Origin of the sequence: Bradyrhizobium sp. RT6a (assembly GCF_040547675.1) — a bacterium.
Classification (GTDB): domain Bacteria; phylum Pseudomonadota; class Alphaproteobacteria; order Rhizobiales; family Xanthobacteraceae; genus Bradyrhizobium.
This window is the reverse complement of sequence record NZ_JBEPQC010000001.1, coordinates 2042384-2061648: the sequence shown is the minus strand read 5'-3', so window position 1 is coordinate 2061648 and position 19265 is coordinate 2042384. Positions and strand designations below refer to the sequence as shown.

Annotated in this window: 17 protein-coding genes and 1 pseudogene; 12 read left to right on the top strand and 6 right to left on the bottom strand. The window is 59.3% G+C overall.

The features are described from left to right. Both ABIC03_RS09785 and ABIC03_RS09780 read left to right on the top strand, forming a co-directional pair. A pseudogene (locus ABIC03_RS09785) lies at positions 1-788 on the top strand (hypothetical protein); the annotation flags it as partial. 221 nt (positions 789-1009) lie between these two features. Next, the gene (locus ABIC03_RS09780) at positions 1010-1381 is read left to right on the top strand and encodes a hypothetical protein (protein WP_354057449.1); all 372 of its coding nucleotides are present in this window, start codon (positions 1010-1012) and stop codon (positions 1379-1381) included. A gap of 35 nt (positions 1382-1416) precedes the next feature. Here ABIC03_RS09780 and ABIC03_RS09775 read toward each other — a convergent pair whose 3' ends face one another. Further along, positions 1417-1659, bottom strand: coding sequence for a hypothetical protein (locus tag ABIC03_RS09775; RefSeq protein ID WP_354057447.1), 243 nt, complete (start codon positions 1657-1659; stop codon positions 1417-1419). 69 nt (positions 1660-1728) lie between these two features. Beyond that, on the bottom strand, positions 1729-2829 hold the full coding sequence (locus ABIC03_RS09770; RefSeq protein ID WP_354057445.1) for a hypothetical protein: 1101 nt from the start codon (positions 2827-2829) through the stop codon (positions 1729-1731). Positions 2830-2964: 135 nt separating this feature from the next. On the opposite strand from ABIC03_RS09770, the gene ABIC03_RS09765 reads away from it, so the two are divergent. From ABIC03_RS09765 to ABIC03_RS09755, 3 genes are all read left to right on the top strand, one after another. Further along, positions 2965-3225, top strand: a complete 261-nt coding sequence (locus ABIC03_RS09765; RefSeq protein ID WP_275171397.1) for a hypothetical protein — start codon at positions 2965-2967, stop codon at positions 3223-3225. Between the two features lie 649 nt (positions 3226-3874). Continuing rightward, entirely contained in the window at positions 3875-4159 is a 285-nt protein-coding gene (locus tag ABIC03_RS09760; RefSeq protein ID WP_354057443.1) for a calcium-binding protein, read from the top strand. 445 nt (positions 4160-4604) lie between these two features. Then, on the top strand, positions 4605-5015 hold the full coding sequence (locus tag ABIC03_RS09755) for a hypothetical protein (protein ID WP_354057441.1): 411 nt from the start codon (positions 4605-4607) through the stop codon (positions 5013-5015). A 1854-nt stretch (positions 5016-6869) separates the two neighbouring features. On the opposite strand, the gene ABIC03_RS09750 is transcribed toward ABIC03_RS09755, so the two are convergent. Continuing rightward, positions 6870-7070, bottom strand: a complete 201-nt coding sequence (locus tag ABIC03_RS09750) for a hypothetical protein (RefSeq protein WP_275171400.1) — start codon at positions 7068-7070, stop codon at positions 6870-6872. A gap of 832 nt (positions 7071-7902) precedes the next feature. Between ABIC03_RS09750 and ABIC03_RS09745 the strand changes: the two genes are divergently transcribed. The 4 genes from ABIC03_RS09745 to fcl all read left to right on the top strand — a co-directional run bounded on the left by ABIC03_RS09745 (position 7903) and on the right by fcl (position 10746). Next, the gene (locus ABIC03_RS09745; RefSeq protein WP_354057438.1) at positions 7903-8064 is read left to right on the top strand and encodes a hypothetical protein; all 162 of its coding nucleotides are present in this window, start codon (positions 7903-7905) and stop codon (positions 8062-8064) included. Between the two features lie 18 nt (positions 8065-8082). Further along, positions 8083-8292: a hypothetical protein gene (locus ABIC03_RS09740; protein WP_354057436.1), complete on the top strand. Its 210-nt coding sequence runs from the start codon at positions 8083-8085 to the stop codon at positions 8290-8292. 461 nt (positions 8293-8753) lie between these two features. After that, complete coding sequence (gene gmd / locus ABIC03_RS09735) at positions 8754-9824, top strand: GDP-mannose 4,6-dehydratase (protein WP_354057434.1); 1071 nt, start codon at positions 8754-8756, stop codon at positions 9822-9824. Continuing rightward, positions 9805-10746, top strand: a complete 942-nt coding sequence (fcl, locus tag ABIC03_RS09730; RefSeq protein ID WP_354057432.1) for a GDP-L-fucose synthase — start codon at positions 9805-9807, stop codon at positions 10744-10746. The genes gmd and fcl overlap by 20 nt, the downstream gene beginning before the upstream one ends. A 21-nt stretch (positions 10747-10767) precedes the next feature. Here the strand turns inward: fcl and ABIC03_RS09725 are convergent, their stop codons facing one another. Together ABIC03_RS09725 and ABIC03_RS09720 are read right to left on the bottom strand one after the other, a co-directional pair. Beyond that, on the bottom strand, positions 10768-10911 hold the full coding sequence (locus tag ABIC03_RS09725) for a hypothetical protein (RefSeq protein ID WP_354057430.1): 144 nt from the start codon (positions 10909-10911) through the stop codon (positions 10768-10770). Between the two features lie 746 nt (positions 10912-11657). After that, positions 11658-11861: a hypothetical protein gene (locus tag ABIC03_RS09720; protein ID WP_354057428.1), complete on the bottom strand. Its 204-nt coding sequence runs from the start codon at positions 11859-11861 to the stop codon at positions 11658-11660. A 968-nt stretch (positions 11862-12829) separates the two neighbouring features. Here ABIC03_RS09720 and ABIC03_RS09715 point away from each other — a divergent pair. The 3 genes from ABIC03_RS09715 (at position 12830) to ABIC03_RS09705 (ending at position 16832) form a co-directional block, all read left to right on the top strand. Then, on the top strand, positions 12830-13846 hold the full coding sequence (locus ABIC03_RS09715; protein WP_354057426.1) for an NAD-dependent epimerase/dehydratase family protein: 1017 nt from the start codon (positions 12830-12832) through the stop codon (positions 13844-13846). Next, the gene (locus tag ABIC03_RS09710) at positions 13819-15282 is read left to right on the top strand and encodes a mannose-1-phosphate guanylyltransferase/mannose-6-phosphate isomerase (RefSeq protein ID WP_502917338.1); all 1464 of its coding nucleotides are present in this window, start codon (positions 13819-13821) and stop codon (positions 15280-15282) included. The genes ABIC03_RS09715 and ABIC03_RS09710 overlap by 28 nt, the downstream gene beginning before the upstream one ends. 230 nt (positions 15283-15512) lie before the next feature. Then, positions 15513-16832: a UDP-glucose dehydrogenase family protein gene (locus tag ABIC03_RS09705; RefSeq protein WP_354057422.1), complete on the top strand. Its 1320-nt coding sequence runs from the start codon at positions 15513-15515 to the stop codon at positions 16830-16832. Positions 16833-18006: 1174 nt separating this feature from the next. On the opposite strand, the gene ABIC03_RS09700 is transcribed toward ABIC03_RS09705, so the two are convergent. After that, positions 18007-18348, bottom strand: a complete 342-nt coding sequence (locus ABIC03_RS09700; RefSeq protein ID WP_275171411.1) for a VanZ family protein — start codon at positions 18346-18348, stop codon at positions 18007-18009. Positions 18349-19265: the final 917 nt, after the last annotated feature.

Sequence of the window (19265 nt, the reverse complement as noted above, 5' to 3'; positions counted from 1 at the left end):
AGAACACCTCGACCGGGCTGTTCACGGTGTGGACCACCGACAGCAACGGCAACTTCACCTCCAACCTGCTCAGCAATGTCTCGGGGACGAGCGCATCCTTGAAATCGATCGAGACGGTGCTGCATCAGGATCTCAATGGCGATGGCGTAATCAATAGCTCGTCGACCGTACTTGATATTTCTGGAAAGATCACTCTTGCTCTCGGCAACCTGAGCCAAGCGACCGTCATCGAGCCAGGGGCGTCGCTCGAACTGACTGGAGCAGCCTCTGGATCGGTCACGTTCAAGGGCGTCACCGGTACCCTCACTCTCGATCATTCCACGCAATTTACTGGCACGATTTACGGCCTTTCCGGCAACGGTGATCCGTCCAGCTCGGATATTCTCGATCTCAAAGACATTTCGTTCGGATCGGCAACCAAGGCCTCATACTCGGGCGATGTATCGGGCGGTGTCCTCACCGTCTCGGACGCCCAGAACCACGTCGCGCACATCACGCTGGCCGGCGACTACACCCATTCCACGTTCAATCTCTCAACCGATGGAAATGGCGGCACCCTCGTCATCGATCCGCCAATCGACGGGTTTAGCTTCTCCGCTATCACCTCGCAGCCCGGATCCACATCTGCGGCGATCCCTTTAGGTGACGGACCCGTGCCCCGCTCGCAGGTGCTCGCGCAGGCATTGCACGACCTCTACGTTGACAACAGCGTTCAGCACGGCATGGCGAGCGCGCATTTCACCCTGTCCCACGCCTCAGCCGGCGATCTATTTCTGTTGCACGTTTAAACGATGATCGATCTTGGAAGAGGGAGGCTATAATAGCTTGGTCGTTGGCCGCGGCACCAGCGTCGGCAATCGCGGCCAAGGGCGCGAGACGGTGGCAAGCGCGTGCGGGATCGGAGCAGTGTTTGGTAAGCGCGGTTTCACTGGTACCAAGCGGGGCAGACTAGTTTGGTTCATGAAGAGCGTTGTCTGGAAGTGAGCAGGACCGATGGGGTCAGAAGCCTATGCGAAATCTCATAATCGTTGCGTTGGTTGCTCAAATTCTTGCGTGCTATCCGTTACCGGTGTCAGCCGGTGGTACCTGCATCCTGCATCCGCAAGCCTTCAAGCTACAATCGGACACCGTTCAGTGGTTGATGAAAATCAAGCCCGGCGCTGAATGTATTCAGGGGCTACGCTGGTCGACGATCATGATTGACGCGATCACGGTTGTAGACCCACCGAAATCAGGCCGCCTTGTCTTGCAAGGCCCTTCATTTCGCTATTTTTCGGCCCCGGCGGCACAGGGGGCCGACCATTTCAAGATTGCGATCACGGGAACCTCGCTGCATATCGGCGGAACCTCGTCTATCGAGGTAGACGTCGTCTCACACTAAATGGTGATACATGGCGACGCAGGCCGTTCACAATCCTAGCGAGGCGCAAAGGTGCGATTGCTGTTGAGAGCAGGGTTGGCGGAGGCGGCCGGAGGCACGCCTTGCCCGATGGGGTTCTGGAATGGATTGTTGCTCGGCTGCGTCGCCACCGGCGGTCGGGTTCCAGCAGTAGAGCCTTGTGTTCGGACTGAAGTGTTCTTCTGCTGCGTCCCTTGGGCAAAGGCCGGTGCGGCGAGAGATAAAATAAGCGGAAAGATCGCAAATAGTTTCGGTTTCATCGGAATCTCCCTCGTTTCGGCCGTCAATCGTCCCCACAGAGCTAGGCATCGGCGGCATATTTGAAAGAGCTAGGGCTTCTTGCAGGCCGAATAAAAGGTGCCGTTTGTGGTGACAACCCGCTCTATGCACTGCCTGGGATCGGCAATCTCGCCAGCGACGCTGAAATAATAGGCTTGGTTCTTGAGGATAAGCGCGTAATTGCCCGGAGGGAGTTCCAGCCCCGGATCCTCACTGTGGACCTCGTACATCTCGGAATTTTCAGGCACCGGAGAAACCCGGTATGAATACGAGAAATTTCTGATGACCCAGACATCGTCTTCGCCGGGCCGTTTTCCAGCAGCTTCGCTGGAAAATTCGCGTGTGATCTTTGCGATCACGCGCACCTCGGCGCGCTCCAATATGTTCGTCGCCACATCGCGCCGAAACACCAGGAATTTGGGGTGTCCATTCGGCAGGCTTGCACTCCTGGGAAGCCTGAAGGCGGCCGAAACAGCGATCCGGATGTCAGGCGGGCGTCCGGGCAGCAGCTGCAATTCAGTTAATGAGCTATCGCCAACCGCGTAGATGCCGTACTCTCTCGGCAGCAGCGAACCTGGTTGCGGCGTAGGCGGGTTCGGCGGTAAGTTCGCGCTCGGCGAGGGCCCAGGTTGTTCCGGCGACGTCGATTTTCCATAGCTGTGAACGGCCTTTCCAAGCGAGTCCAACCGCTCGCGTTGAGAGATTACCGCAACAAACAATGCAGCAATCAAAAGTACGCCCCCGGAGCGCTTGGCGGCGGTCCAGAAAAGGCGATGCCGGCGTTCAGCAACGGATTCGAGCCCGACCCCGGCGGCCAAAGGGGTGGGGCGAGGGGAATACGGGGGCACCAAGGGGCCATCCAACTGCGGCGCCATAGATGGTGCCGGAAAAATCTGCTCCTGCGAGAATTGCTCGACACCGCGAATGGCAGCTTCAAGCGCCAATTCGGCCTGCTTCATCTCGGCCGGACCAGAACTGCCGAGTTGCTCTTGAAGCTTGTGGCGCGCGAGATCGTAAACGGTCCGGCGCATCAGCTCCGGGTCGCTCTTAACGGTATCGATCATGCGCGCGATGACGAGCGCGAACTGGACCTCAGACCCGGTCTGTTCTCCTTCGTCTAGGCTGGGCACTCGCAAATCACGGGACGTCATACTGCTTAGGCACCCCGCCGATGGATCATTTACTATCATAATCCGGTGTTTCAAAATTCTCAAAAGAAACTAGTGTACGGCGCATTAGCCGATGGGACTGAAAGTGTCAGTATCCATTCGGCAGGGAGAGGCATTGTGCGCATCAGATTAACCCCCGGCTTCGCGGCCTCCATTTTTCTCTGTTCACTTTTTGGTTCGGCCACCAGTCCGGCATCTGCGATCACTGCCGAGGTCGCTAAAAGGTGCGGCGCTCTCACGGCCAAGCAGTTTCCGCTTCGCGAACGGGGCAATCCCGCAGCGGGCAGTGCCAAGGGCAGCGGCAAGGATCAGCGGGCTTTCTTCAACAAGTGCGTCGCCAACGGCGGCAAGGTTGAGGATGGGAGCACCGAGAAATAGCAGCGAAAGGGTCGTCGCTGGGGGAGCACCTCGTCGCCTCTAGCCGTCGCCTTTTGGCGAGCTGGCTGCGTGAGCTGGCTCCGGGACATTGCCGTCCTTGCCCATGCATTCCCTGAAGTAGGTCTGACGATCTGCCGTTCCGGGGGCCGAGCCGGGTCGCTTGTAGGGATACGCCAGATAAGAAAAGCGCATGCATTTGCGTGCAGCGTCGGCACTCGGACCGGCAACGGCGCATGTATCGAAGTTCACTGTCAGCGCCACGACTGACGCCCCTAGGATCCAGATCGGATTTTGAACAAACATCGCCATACCGCTGCTCGGAGCAAATTCATTTAGAAGTGCTGCTCCGCTAATGCGAAATATGCCATTGCCCGTCAAGCAGATGTTTCAATTGCGCTCTTGCTTGAGTTCGAGGCGCGCCACCCGAAACTCCCATGACTGCTCCAGAGCATCTGAATTCAATTCCTGCTGTGGTGCGGACAGAGCCCCTCTCCGTAATTTCCCGGGCCTCTGCTTCTTGATGTACAAGAATCTAGGAGGCCGTTAAGTCTGTCGGTCGCCCTCGCACACATCATTCACTTGTTGGCTTCCTGCTAAGTTCGGATTGAGGGGCATTTGATTGCTTGCTGCATGAAAAGGGCAAGCAGTCATGGCAAAACAAACCAAGTTGTTGAGCGGCGCTTACACCAGTGTGCTTTCTGGAACGTCTGGCTCGGACATTCTTTTTGGGGGCGCTGGAAATGACCTCCTCACGGGAGGGGCCGGACGTGACACCTTCGTCGTCTCGAAAGGTTATGGTTCCGACACGATTGCGGACTTCGCTGCCGGAGTAGGCGGCGATGTATTGCGACTTGCGAATTACGGCTTTTCAAGCTTTTCCGTCTTTGGTGCCTCGGGTCGCGCCTGCACGTTACGATTGCTCCGATCACACTGATCAGACGTGCTGGGAAATCAGGGCTCGGTTGGGCCTTGGTGCCGTGAAGCGGCCGGTGCGGTGCCTTGTCCGGGGTTTTGAAAGGGGCGCTCGAGGGGTATGTCGCCGCAGCGGCATGGCCTGTTGTTCCTGCAGCGGACGCGGCGCCGGAGGTTCTGGTCGCGCCCCAACTCCCACTGCCGCTTGCACCGCCGCGCGCTGATGGCAAGGAGAGTGTCAAAATCGGCGCCTTGAAGAAGTCCGGGAGCCCTGCTCAATTCGCATGAGCCGGCGCCTTGGTCTCATTGCTTTCAGGGACGGCGACCTCGGAGTGAGTTGCGCATTTTTTGGGCGACTACCGGTGTTAGCTATGCGTTCACCAACTTATCGCCTTGCTAGTGCTCCCTTACCAAACGTTCAATCGCAACCTGCATGCTGACACGCACGTGTCAGAGGATGAACAACTATGCGAAGCTTGATCAGCGTATTGAAGGCGGGGTTGCTTGTTGCAGTTGTAGCAGGTCCAGCCAGCGCCACCCCCAACTGCCTCCGCGACAACAAGCCGTACAAACTTGCCGGTGATAGGATCGAGTGGACGATGAAGATCGCGCCAGGCGCTGACTGCATCCAAGGCCTACGCTGGTCAACAATGCAGATCTACAAGGTTGAGGTGGCAGAAGAGCCGACGAGCGGCGAGCTGGTTCTGGTGGGACCCGGCTTTCGCTATCATGCTAAGCCCGACTTCGCTGGCACGGATAGATTTTCCCTTGTCGTGGTGGGTAAGAACCGTCACGACGAGGGTAAATCGACGGTTGAGATCACAGTGTCGAGACCAGGCTCACCCATTGTTGTTAGCGCAGCCGCTGACTCCCAGTGAGCGCGGCATCTAATACAGACACGCTGCAGAATGGTTAGGCGGAATCTGGATTTTACTGTCCAGCTTGGGTGCGGACGATCGCACTCTCGGCAAGTTCATCTGCAGGCGTTGGACGTGTGGCGTTGTTCTCTCCAGTCCCATCGATTGGCTCTTTCTGGCCACGAGAAAGCGAGCGGTTTAGCTCGCGTGTTTGGCCACACGGATGTAAGGCCTTCTTGAAGACGCGGTCCGACGGCGTTCGCCAAGCGAGCCGCTCCGTTTCGCGCGTCAATCGGGGCTGACCATCAGCCACAGTAGCCGGCCATACCAACCTAGAACAATGCAGCTGGCAATCAGCGCACCAAAAATGGCGATGTAAACGAGACCGCGCGTCATATCTGCCCCATAGCCATTAGCAGAAGTCCCTCTCATCGAAGCCCTGATTATCCACGCCCTCCCGGGCTGTCGGTTCGCTATCTTCAGCGTGGCAAAAAACGCCCGCCGAGTTGGCGAGCGTTCGCGATTTACAACAATAGAAGATGCGATCTATTTTCCGCCGATCGGTTGTTCAGGCGACCCAAGCCCGGAACCCGAACTGCCGATCGGCTGGCCGTTTGCGGAGTGGCCGACGCCGACGCCAGGTGCGCTGACGGCACCGGCCGCGGGAGCGGCAGTCTTGTTTCCTGAAAGAGCATTGTTTTGCTCAGATGCGACGGTTGCCTGGGCCGGATTTTGAGAATTGGCCGCGGGAGCCGATGTATTATTCGGAGTGGTCGGGGCTGTGCGCTGCCCATTATTATGGGGGGGCGCGATGCCGCCTTGGGTGGCCGAGTTCGCGGCTGGCGCACCAGCGTTGAAGTAATTCGTGCTCTTGTTCGGCGTCGCCTGGGTTGCGCTGGGGTTCGAAACGGCTGAGTTAGTATTGCCGGCGGGCGAAGTTCCGGTCGTAGCGGTGGAACCTCCGCCGCTTGATCCCGCGCTTGCAGCGCCGCTTGCACCACCGGCGCCGCCACCACCGGCTCCACCTCCTCCGCCCCCTTGGGCGAGGGCGGTCGAACTAAGGGCAAGGCAAGTAAGCGCGACGACAAATGATCGCTTCATGGCGTGTCTCCTGGGTTTCGAGGACAACCCGCTTCTGAAGGTGATAGTTCCTGAGGTCAGTTTCCGCTCTCTGGGCTAATCTCCGATGCGCTCAGAGTTTTAAAGGGGAGAGTCCGTCGGCTTGACCGGGATATTCCAGGGCCTTTTGCCATTAGCATCACGATTCCACCACCGCTCTTTCGAACCAGCGGCCTCATCGATTTTATCCTTTGCGCGCGCGGCCTTAATCTGGTCTCGGATCGATGTGTCGGCCGGCGAAGTCTCGGGCGCTGGTATCTGAGCTGCGGCGGATGATGAGATGGCGAGTAATGCAACGATAAGAAGGATTTTCATCACTCACGTTAGCATTTTCCGTCCTGGCCGTCCGATTTAGTTCGTTCCAGTTCAGGAGCGACGTGGGATGTTCAAAGAGCCATCTTGTGAGCGCCCAAATATCAGGCGTCCAAGATGCGTCAGGCCAAACCCGGCCCTCCTTACCTGTTTCGCCGGCCAAGCATAGAGATCAGGTCTAAAGGAAATGTCGCCTACTTGTCTCAGTGTCGGAAGGATTAGCGGTGATTCGGTTTCCATTGCCGTTGCACCTGGGGAAATAGGGCTTCGCCGAAGAGGTGATGTTTGGGCGCTTAAGGCTACGTCAAACCGAACCGCCATCATCCCGTGTCATGACAGCGGCTTTAGCGAAAGGATCGTCATAAAGCTGGGCGGTCAGGCCATACGTCGCCCCGGTGGCGCATGATCTTGGTCGAGATCCGGGCCTAAGCCGATCGGCTTCGATCAAGCTGCCCTATCAAGACACTCAGCGTCGAGATCTGCGATGACATCCTCGAAAGCAGAGATTGTCTGCTGGATGGCAGCGATCTTCTGAAGCTCATCGTCGCCGATCGGGCCGATGCGACTCTGAAGCGCCACCACCATCTCACGGCGCCGCTCTTTCAGCTGAACAAGGGGCAAGCCATGGTCCGGTAGATATCTCATGAGTGCCTCACGGGTGAACGCTCAATCAACATACCGGAGACAGCTGAAAGGTGGTTCAAAAACTTCCATCGAACTTTATCGGTCTGGTTTACTCGCTCGGGAGTGCTCTCCGCTCAGTCGACGAAGCCGCTTGCGGCAGGAACGCGATGAGCTCTCATTTTTGTAGAGGACGATTCGCATCTGCCGCGCTCGGCGGCGAACAGCGCTAACCCGTCGGCCAAAGATCCGTGCCGCGCGTAGGGCGCTCACTTGTTCCTTGGCCAAACTAAAGAGCAAAGCCACCTCCTCGGGAGTCCAATCGCCTGGTCGTGCTTTAAAGCCGATGTGCGTCCATACCAGGCGTGGCCCACCTAAGATGATTCTTATTAGCGGCTGCTAATCATCACATAGAGCCATGGTCAAAACCGGGCTGCAAGCTTCCCTCAGGGAAGCTGCCGCTCCGGTGAGCGGGTTATTGGCGCTGGAATAAGTAAGCATCGCTCTCTTCAAGGGACTGATCCAGTTGCGTCGCGCTGAAGGTTGTTCGTCACGCAGCTATGGCAGATGATCAGCTTTGCAGTTAGTCTGCGATCGTTTTCGGCCTCAATGGCGTCATCACATTCCCGTCGCACGCCATCCGTCGGGCGCTCGATTGTTCGCCGTTGCCTTGCTGGTCGGCTGTGCTGCAAGGCCGATACCCCATAAAGGCCCTCTGGCTTGCTCTTGCACACGGGGCTTCAGCTCCCGCGGAGAGCAGGCGCATTCCTTAAGGTTGATCAGTGAGGTTAATTGCAACGAGTATTTGTGCCTCTGTGCAGAGAACGATATGTCCTTCTCTCCAAGGCAGGGACAAATGCTTGATAGGACCGAGGCCATCGCGCGAACTGACCGGCGCCAGGCCAGCGATTACTTAGTTCCGATACTCTTCTTCGGCCTCGCCGGCTTGGCGATGATCGCGTGGATCTCTGCAATCGGATGGATGAGCTGGTACTTCACCCTCTGGCTGCTTTTTTGAAAACGACGTTGATTGCACATGGACTATTTCCGCAGCCTGTCGGACTACTTCCTCATCCAAATGTATGAAAACATTCTGCGCGAACTACACGTCGATCTATCGCGCGGTACGCGCCTGGTTGGCGATGCCGACCAACGCGCTGATCAGCTTCGTCGGGAGATCGACCGACGGGGTCTTTTCTGCAAGCCGATCGTGTGGCCAGTCCTGAAAGATGGCTTGACCTGCTGAAAGTGAACTGCACCTGACCATATCAAACGGCTGGGACCGCTAGAGCGGGACTCTAGGCCTAGCTGGGCGCGACGGTCCGTCTGGAGCCGTCATTGTTTGAGCGGGCGCACAGGGTAAGCGACGTGGCCAACCGCCCTTTCCATGTTAGGAGCGGATAAAATGCGGTCCGCAGACTAGCTTCCTGCCATCAAATCAGCCGGTTGTTTTTGATCGCGCGAATGCCCGGCGGCGCTTTGCGTTGCAACCCCCCAATCTGCCTTCGTGGTCCGATGTCTGACTCAACGTGGGAGAGACTGCCCCCCGTTTCGCCGCGCCAGGCCATGTTTTGGTTGACCGGGCTGCCCGATATGTCCAGAGAAGGGTGGTCCCCCCGGGATTAACTTGATCGGGGTTTTTTAGAGAGGGCGATCGCAGGGTCTAACTGCCGCCAGGAACTTGGAATAGGAACAGGGCATTTCGACATGAGTGAGCGGATCGCTCTCATCACCGGCGTGACCGGGCAGGATGGCGCCTATCTCGCTGAATACCTGCTGTCGCTCGGCTACGTCGTGCACGGCATCAAGCGGCGGTCGTCCTCGTTCAACACCGCGCGGGTCGATCATCTCTACCAGGACCCTCATGTCGGTAACGTGCCGTTCCTGATGCACTACGGCGACATGACGGACTCGAGCAATCTGATCCGCCTGGTGCAGCAGATCCGGCCGACCGAGATCTACAATCTCGCCGCCCAGAGCCACGTCGCCGTCAGCTTCGAGAGCCCGGAATACACGGCCAATGCCGACGGCATCGGCGTACTCCGCCTGCTGGAAGCGATCCGCATCCTCGGCATGGAGAAGGAGACGCGGTTCTACCAGGCGTCGACTTCGGAGCTCTACGGCCTCGTCCAGCAGATCCCGCAGAAGGAGACCACGCCGTTCTATCCGCGCTCGCCCTACGGCGTGGCAAAACTCTACGGCTACTGGATCACGGTGAACTACCGCGAAGCCTATGGCATGTTCGCGAGCAACGGCATCCTGTTCAATCACGAGAGCCCGATCCGCGGCGAGACGTTTGTGACCCGCAAGATCACGCGCGCTGTCGCCCGTATCGAGGTCGGGCTGGAGGAGACGCTCTATCTCGGCAATCTCGAAGCCAAGCGCGACTGGGGCCATGCGCGCGACTACGTCGAGGGCATGCACAAGATCCTGCAAGCCGACAAGCCCGACGATTTCGTGCTCGCCACCGGCGAGATGCACTCGGTGCGCGAGATGGTCGAGCTGTCGTTCGCGCAAGTTGGCCGCCGTATCGCATGGCGCGGGGCAGGCGTCGAGGAGACCGGCGTGGACGAGACGAGCGGCAAGACGGTGGTGAAGATCGATCCGACCTATTTCCGCCCCACCGAGGTCGATCTCCTCGTCGGCGACGCCAGCAAGGCGCGCAAGGTGCTCGGCTGGACGCCGAAGCGGAGCTTTGCAGAGCTCGTCGCGGAAATGATGGCGAGCGATCTGGCGGTAGCAAAACGGGACGCGACGAGTGGCAAGCGCTGCGTTTGAGCTGACAGGCAAGAGTGTCTACGTAGCCGGCCATCGCGGCATGGTCGGCAGCGCGCTTGCGCGCCGGCTGGCGCGGGAGGACGTCAAGCTCGTCACCGTGGACCGGGACGAGGTTGATCTGTGCAACCAGGCCGCGGTGTTCGACTGGTTCGCGAGGACGCGGCCGCAGGTGATCTTCCTCGCCGCGGCAAAGGTCGGCGGCATCGTCGCCAACAACACGCTGCGCGCCGAGTTCATCTACGACAACATCGCGATCGCGGCGAACGTGATCCAGGCCGCGCATCGGAACAGCGCCGAGAAGCTGATGTTCTTGGGTTCGTCCTGCATCTATCCGAAGCTGGCGGCGCAGCCGTTGCGCGAAGATTCCGTGCTGACTGGCCCGCTCGAGCCGACCAACGAGCCCTATGCAATTGCAAAAATCGCCGGCATCAAGATGGCGGAGGCCTATCGCAGCCAGTATGGCAGCGACTTCATCAGCGTAATGCCGACCAATCTCTACGGCCCCGGCGACAATTATCACCCCGAAATGAGCCACGTGGTCGCGGCGCTGATCCGCCGCTTCCACGAGGCCAAGATGTCGGGCGCGAAGAGTGTCATTGTGTGGGGCACCGGCACGCCGCGGCGCGAGTTCCTTTATGTCGACGACATGGCCGATGCCTGCGTGCATCTGATGAAGACCTATTCGAGTGCCGAGCTGGTCAATATCGGCACGGGCGAGGACATTACCATCGCCGACTTCGCGCGGGTCGTCGCCGAAACCGTCGGTTACGGCGGCGAGATCAGTTTCGACAGCTCGCGGCCCGACGGCACGCCGCGCAAGCTGCTTGACGTCAGCCGGCTCGAAGGGCTCGGCTGGCGCGCGACGACCTCACTTGATGATGGCTTGAAGCGCGCATATGCCGCTTACCTGTCGAATTTGTAGGCTCCAGGGAGCGGCCAAGGCCTATTCGTCCCGGCTCGTGCCGCCCGCGGTCTTCTCTGCGGCATCAGTGATGCGGCTATGCGATTTGGCGTCAATGCGCTCGGACAGTTCCAGCGAGCGACGGCGATCCGTCGGTGAGAACACTCGCGCCGTGAGCATGATCATCTTTAGATCGTCTTGCGGGGACCAACGGTCGGGGGACTTGTCCGTGCCTCCGCGCGCCACTTCTGCAAGCCCACAAGGCATGTGCGTGTCAGTGCATCAGCTAACCCCACGGAGAATGACCGTGTATACCCCCAAAACAACGTGATCGGATGAACCTGCGATTCGCAGATGCTATCCACCATGCTAATCAAGAATGCAGGCGACCAGGAAGCGAACTGGGTGCCAAGCAATCCACCCCGATCGCCCCCAACCAAACAATCGTAGCCAGGGCGGCTACAGCACCGAAGGCGAGGGGAAAGACCAGATCGAACAGCCTGCGCGGCTCGTGGGTATCTGCGGTTTGATCCGCGGTTCTATCTGACATTCGGATTTCCTCTGGTCGAGGTCATACCGAATTTCCCTGTTTAACGAAGCTTTGCTGAGGTTAACCTGACCAGTAAACCTTAACAGCCACGCCCCTTCTCAAGGGATTTGGCGGTGCACAACAAGATTCTCTGGCAAGTTCGGCGAATCATCACCAATTTGGCACGTGACTAACGCACGGATGCAGCATGGGCGATGCGCTGCTGATCAGCTTGGCATTGTGGGGCATGACCGTCTGCGCGGCGGTAAAGTTGGTTGCGCTGATGGTGTAACGTTTTGCCGAAGGCGAGGCGAACGTTGGCATCTCACTTCCAGATCGTCCATCGGATCGCTGCGACAACTGCCGGCCGAATTCACCTTACTAGTCATCAGTCGCTCAGCTTTTAGGGCGTGTTTTGTGCAGGGGCGTTTCTGGCGCGACCGAACATCAGCCCCAGCAGGTTGGCGCGATTGCGAATTGCCTTCTGTGTTCGATCCAGGGCTGCCGCGACTTCGTTGGCTCGGTAGCCGCGACCGATCATTTCGCGCAACTGCCGCTCGTCTTCAGGGGTCCAAAGCTTTATGATCGGATAGCGGTCATTGCTCATCCCGAGCTTCCTGCTGTTCTCTATCAAATTGCTAGGAGCGATACTAGTTCCCAGACAGCTACTTTCTTCAAGAGACGGCGGGCCACCTCGCAGGATGGCGGACTCAAAATTGAGCGGGCTTGATGTCGGATGCCCGGTTGCGATCCAATCTGCATTCCAAGCGAACGACGATGCCAAGGATGTCGTCGGACCCTATGCGATGCTCGATTGCTTCACACGAAGATAGCTCCATCGGGCACCCCGAGGACGCATTCAAGTGGACTACCCTGAGCGGTCGTGGCGCTCCGACCGACAAAGTTGCACGTCTCCTCAGCACGCGCTGACGCCCGGCGATCCAAGATCGCGAGCAACTATTGCAACAGCAGCTTCAGCCTAAGCGGTGAATGACTCGATGCCGGCTTCCCTAGGTCGAGCTGCCTCCCGCAGGTTTATCGATTTTCAAAGCTCCCGGCACCCCCATCGAGGTTGGTGCCTGCTGCTTGATATCCCCTATCAGGCGTGTTCATTGCCTCGGTTCTTTTTACCTGTTAGCTATCTCGAAGTTTCTGGTATGTTCCGTGCGCCAGCGACGTCACTCCCGGTTTTGCGGAGCTTTTCAGGTCTTTCGACTTGGAGACGCCCCCAACTGTGTGCCATGCTTTCACTGTTTATTCCCCGTTTTAAGGGCACCGCCCCGATGCAACATCGGGTGAAATGTTGAGCTTGATCGGACCGAGGTAGGAGCATGATCGGAGGCTATGGATGGGTAAGATCTTCACTGCTTGCGCAATGGCGGCCATCTGTCCGCCTTCAGTCTAGGGCAAGCGGTGTACTCGGTCTTGCCGGTCTCGATCTGGCGCTCACGATAGCCAACCCGGGCAAAGCGGCATTCCCAATTCGTTGGCGGCCATTCCGCCTTCAATTGGCCGCTCAAGTGGGTGTTCTGTCTCTCATGTCCTGCTCTGGCATGGCTTCGCGGAATGAACAAAATGACAACTTCACCGCCCGTGGTGGTTACCGGCGCTGCCGGCTTCATCGGCAAGCATGTCTGTGAGCGCTTGCTTGCGCGCGGCGAACGAGTTGTCGGCGTCGACGCAGTAACTTCTTACTATGATCCTGCGCTAAAACGCGCTCGCCTCGAGACGCTCAAGCATGATGCCTTCACATTCCACGAGATCGACCTTGCAGACTTCGCTGCGGTGATGCGTGTGTTCGACGAGGTCTCGCCCGACCGCGTGGTGCACCTTGCGGCGCAGCCCGGCGTGCGCGCGTCGATCGACGATCCCGTCACCAGCATCCGCGCCAATTGTGATGGCTTCGTCACCGTGCTCGAAGCCGGCCGGCGCCACGGTCTGTCGCATCTCGTCTATGCCTCGTCGAGCTCCGTGTATGGCGCCAATCGCACCTTGCCGTATTCGACCGAGCATTCAGTCAATCATCCGGTCAGCCTCTATGCCGCGAGCAAGAAGGCCAATGAGCTGATGGCGCACACGTTCGCACATGTTCACAAGCTGCCGGTGACCGGTCTTCGCTTCTTCACTGTCTATGGTCCATGGGGTCGGCCCGACATGGCCGCCTGGCTCTTCACGCACGCGATCTTTGCGGGTGAGCCGATCAAGCTTTTCAACAATGGGAATATGTGGCGCGATTTCACCTATGTCGACGACATCGTCGAGGGCGTGCTCCGCACCCTCGATCGGCCCGCGACGCCGAATCCCGCGTGGAACGCCGAGCAGCCGGAAAACTCGTCGAGCTATGCGCCGTATCGCGTCTACAACATCGGCAACAACCGCTCGGTCAATTTGATCGAGTTCGTCGAGACACTGGAGAAGATCATCGGCAAGCCCGCGATCCGCACGCTTCTGCCGATGCAGGCCGGCGACGTCCTCGAGACGCGTGCCGACATTTCGGCCCTGCAACGCGACGTCGGCTTCACGCCCTCGACGCCACTGGCGGATGGCTTGGGCCGCTTTGTCGAATGGTATCGAAATTATCACCGCATATAAACCCTCTCTTGAGTAGCTCACACGTGTCCCAAAAAATTATCCCCCTGATCATGTGCGGCGGTGCCGGAACGCGGCTGTGGCCGGCTTCGCGCGAGGTGCGCCCCAAGCAATTCCTGCCGCTGTTCGGCACGCGCTCCACCTTCCAGGACACGCTGCTGCGCGTTTCGGAGGCCTCGCTGTTCGATCGCCCGATCGTCATCACCAATGCGTCCTACCGCTTCATGGTGCTGGAGCAGCTCGCTGAGATCGGCATCGAGGCGGACGTGATCCTCGAGCCGATGCGGCGGGATTCGGGCCCGGCGATCGCAGCCGGCGCTGTGTTCGCGCAGAACCGCTCGAGTGAGGCGATCGTGCTCGCGCTCGCCGCCGATCATGTGGTGCAGGACAATGCCGCGTTCGTCGCGGCGTGCCGCCAAGGCCTCACCTCCGCGAGTGCCGGGCGCATCGTCACGTTCGGCGTCAAGCCGGAGCGGCCGGCGACCGAATACGGCTATATCAGCCCGGGCGAGGTCATCTCCGGCGAGGTGCACGCGGTCGCGCGCTTCGTCGAGAAGCCGGATGCGGTGAAGGCGGCCGACTACGTCAATTCCGGCTATCTCTGGAACAGCGGCAATTTCATGTTCCCGGCAAGTGTCCTGCTCGACGAATACCGCAGGGTCGATGCGGCGAGCGTGGAGGCGATTTCCACTGCTGTTAGTAACGCCGGACGCGATCTCGGCTTCGTGACGCTGGAGCCCGAGGCGTTCGGCGCGGCCAAGGCGATCTCGATCGACTATGCGGTGATGGAGAAGACCGCGCGCGCCGCGGTGGTGCCGGTGTCCTGCGGTTGGTCCGACGTCGGCTCCTGGCACGCGGTGTGGGAATTGTCGGACAAGGACGCGCAAGGCAATGCTTCGCATGGCGCCGCCGTGTTCGAGGATTCCCGCAACTGCAACGTCACCACCGATGCCGCGCTGGTCGCGCTCGAAGGCGTTGATGATCTTATCGTGGTTGCGACGGCCGATGCAGTGCTGGTCTCGCGCCAAAAAGACGCCAACGGGCTGAAGCGGCTGGTCACAAAACTCAAGGCGGTCGCGCCGAAAGTCACCGAGGAGCACCTCAAAGTGCATCGGCCCTGGGGCAGCTACCAGTCGGTCGACAAGGGCGAGCGCCACCAGGTCAAGCGCATCGTGGTGAAGCCGGGCGGACGGCTGTCGCTGCAGAAGCACCATCATCGCGCCGAGCACTGGATCGTCGTCCGCGGCACGGCCCGCGTCACCGTCAACGAGACCGTCAAAAGCGTGCACGAGAACGAGTCGATCTACATCCCGATGGGCGCGGTGCACCGGATGGAGAACCCCGGTAAAATCATGCTGGAGCTGATCGAGGTCCAGACTGGAAGCTATCTCGGGGAAGACGACATCATCCGGATTGAAGACGACTATCACCGCTGCTGACGGGGGGTAAGCCGTTTCGACAGAGCGGGCCCGCCTCTGTGCACGATACGAACCCAAGGACCTGGCTTGACCATCCCCGGCGCGTCGCATCGTAAATGCCCGCCGCTGGTTCCGCGCTGACCGGCGAAGATTTATTCGCCCGCAGCAGCTTGCCCCAATGTTGGCCGTGTGGCCGGATAAAGAAATGTTGGGGTGTTCACCGGATCCGTCTTCAACGGAGAGAGGTTTTCATGCGAATTGCTATGATCGGCACGGGCTATGTGGGACTGGTGTCCGGAGCATGCTTTGCGGATTTCGGTCACGACGTCGTCTGCGTCGACAAGGACGAGAAGAAGATCGCGGCCCTTCATCGCGGCGAGATCCCGATCTACGAGCCCGGGCTCGACGAACTGGTCGCGACGAACGTCAAGGCCAAGCGGCTGGAGTTCACCACCGATTTGTCCAAGCCGGTCGCGGATGCCGATGCCGTGTTCATCGCGGTCGGCACGCCCTCCCGCCGCGGCGACGGCCACGCCGATCTGTCCTACGTCTATGCGGCCGCGAAAGAGATCGCGCAGTCGCTGTCCGGCTTCACCGTCGTCGTGACCAAGTCGACCGTACCGGTCGGCACCGGCGACGAGGTCGAGCGCATCATCCGCGAAACCAGCCCCAAGGCCGACGTCGTCGTCGCCTCGAACCCTGAGTTCCTGCGCGAGGGCGCGGCGATCCGCGACTTCAAATTCCCCGACCGCATCGTCGTCGGCACCGCCGACGAGCGCGGCCGCAAGGTGATGAGCGATATCTATCGGCCGCTGTCACTGAACCAGGCGCCGCTGATGTTCACGGAACGCCGCACCGCCGAGATGATCAAATACGCGGCTAACGCCTTCCTTGCGACCAAGATCACCTTCATCAACGAGATCGCGGACCTCTCCGAAAAGGCCGGCGCCAACGTGCAGGAGGTCGCCCGTGGCATTGGCCTGGACAACCGCATCGGTACCAAATTCCTGCATGCCGGCCCCGGCTTCGGCGGCTCGTGCTTCCCAAAGGACACCAAGGCGTTGATCAAGATCGCGCAGGACTACGACGTGAGCTTGCGCATCGTCGAATCCGTGCTGGCAGTCAACGAAAACCGCAAGCGGGCGATGGCGCGAAAAGTGAGCCAGGCGCTCGGCGGCTCGCTGCGCGGCAAGACCATCGCCGTGCTCGGCCTCACCTTCAAGCCGGACACCGACGACATGCGCGATGCGCCGTCGATCCCGCTGGTCACGGGCCTGATCGACATGGGCGCGAAGGTGAAGGCCTTCGATCCCGTCGGCATGGAGCAGGCGAAGAGCGAACTGCCCAGCATCACTTATTGCGAGGACGCCTATTCCTGCGCGGAAGGCGCCGACGCGATCGTCATCGTCACCGAATGGGTGCAGTTCCGTGCGCTCGACCTCGACCGGCTGAAGGCGACCATGGCGCAGCCCGTCATCGTCGACCTCCGCAACATCTACCGCCCCGAGGAGATGGCTGCGGCTGGCTTCGTCTATGAGAGCGTTGGACGGCCGAGCGGGTCGCGCGATTAGCCAATCGTGGGCCGCTCCTTCCCAAGGTGAAACGGCCTTTTCCCTGCGCTTCCTCCCGCTTTTTATCGATTGTATCCCGTTTAGCTCGATGCTTTTGGAAACTGATCGCAGGCCATGGCGCTCATGATGATGGGAACGCGCGCCAAGCAGCGTTTCGTCGCGCCGCTAAGCAATAAAGACCGCAACGAAACGGCCGCCGCTCCTCCATCGAGTCGGTTCAGTACCTCCAAGGCACCGCGGCACTCCCATACGGGGATTGATCCTGTAGAGTTCAGCTGCCAATGGGGTGGGCAACGCCCAAATCGAACCGTCGTCATCCTGGGGCATAATGGCCGTTTGAGCGAAAGGTCTCAATAATAGATAGGCGGGTACCCATACCCCAGTTGCGCATGATCTTCTTCGCGGTTCGATCTTGAGCAAGCCGGTCCTCCGCACAAGCTGCCCGATTGACGCATTCGGCGTCGAGATCTGCGATGACATCCTCGAAAGCAGAGATCGTCTGCTGAATGGCTGCGATCTTCTGAAGCTCGTCGCTGATGGGGCGATGCGGCTCCGAGCGCGACGACTATCTCGCGGCGCCGCTCTTTCAGTTGGAAAGGGGAAACCATGGTCGGGTAGATATCTCATCAGGTTCAGGCGGCGCAGCGGCCTCGACGAAGCGCCCCCCCTGTTGACTTAAATAATAAATTGACATTTAATATCTCGGCTTTAAATATCGAAAATAATAGTGAAGTTAAAAGCCGTGCGGCGGCCAAATTTGGAGTAACTCAATTGCGCGTGCTTCCGATCGCTTTGATTGCATTCGGTTTGCACACCGAAGCCCAAGCTCAATACGCGGCTAGGAAGGAGCCCAATCTTGCAAATCCTTGCACATATACGATTCGAGCTTCTGCTTATGAAGTTCCCGTCGACGGCCACCTGTGTTGGCGCGCACCTGCGCCGTATTACTCTGAGTACGCACTGTTGCGCTGCGCGCCACCATATGGTCTTCAGGAGCTCACCTTGGTAAAGCGCGCGGATTCCCGATGTAGCCAATACGAGTTGCGCTAACAAGGGTGCCGCAGTCACCTGCACACGCGGTGATAAGGCCGGACGCCAGCAGTCGGCGCCTGAGCGGCGGCCCGTTTGCACATCATTCCAGAAGGCAGACAAAGAACGGTCTACCGGCTTTTCCTCAAGCCGCTGCTCGAATTAGCAGTTGAGCCAGTCTTGCAATACTGGCTCCGGCTACGCCTCCCGCGATCTTCTCTCCGGCATCGGCGATGTGGCCGTGCCGATCTGGCGTCAAATGTTGCAGCAATTCGAGCGCGCTTGCCACGACGAGGACTAAAGCTATGACGCGTAGCAAGTGTTGAGGGTACGCCATGACAAAGAGAGCGCCAAGCAGGCCATAAGCGAGGAACCTCTCGATACCTGCGGAACCGGTACCTGGACGCATCCCAATCGGCGACAATGTCGCAAAGATAATAAAGCCTAGTACGCACCAGGCCGCCAAAACGATCAGTTTGCGGGACATAGCCAATCGAATAGTGCCTCCCGCGGCTTGCGTCGAGCTATTGTTCTGCGGTCAACCCGTGCGAGTCGCTTGCTGCTCAAGGTTGAGTTAGAGCTCCCTCTCAGTTCTGGGAATTGAGCTGCATCGCTCTTTCCGAGTTCTTTTGCTGCTCTGCATGATCGCCAGCCCGCAAGCCGGCCGATGCACAGGAATGCGCGGCCTTTGCCGCCGAATGCGATTGGCCTGCGCAGTCGCAAAGTATCCCGCGTTCGGCGCCCAGTCGAGCGTGGCAAAAACGAGGCGCGCAATGGGCTTGCGGATTGCGAGAGGTGATCCCGGACTTAGCGGCTACGTGGCCGATTGTGTACGCCGCCTTCCGGCGGTAGCTCGACCTGAGCGGAATGCTATTCACGGACCGCCATTGACGGCGATATGGCTGAGCTTAGCGACTTCTCAACGGCCTGTCCGCTCCGCTCGGGAGGTGAGTTCATTTGCTTCAAGGCAGAGGCTTAGCGCCGACACCCGCGAAAGCGGCAGATAGCCGGGGGTCAACTAACCGCGCCGCAAGCTCCGCCGCGCGCGTGCGCGCTGATCCCATCGGGTCAGCATTTGACCAAGCTCACCCTTCTGCGAAGACTCCTTTTCGTTTCGGTTTGCAGGCTGAGTTGGTAGCCATCTGGGCTGCAAATAGGGTGCCCAGCGGCGCTCTTCGGCGCGGCGCCTACGAGAAATGAGATCTCTGGTCAAGTAACCGGCGCCAAAGGAGACAGAGATCATCGTAGACAAGATGAGGACCGCGAACACTAAACAACTCCACTTACGACGCTGCGGGTATTTGATGGGGATGGGCAGTCAACTGCTTGCTACCGTCGCCTCCCTCAGGGGCCGGTTCACTTCCTTCAAAGCTGTGCTCGGGATAAGCAGCGCGACAAGCGCGG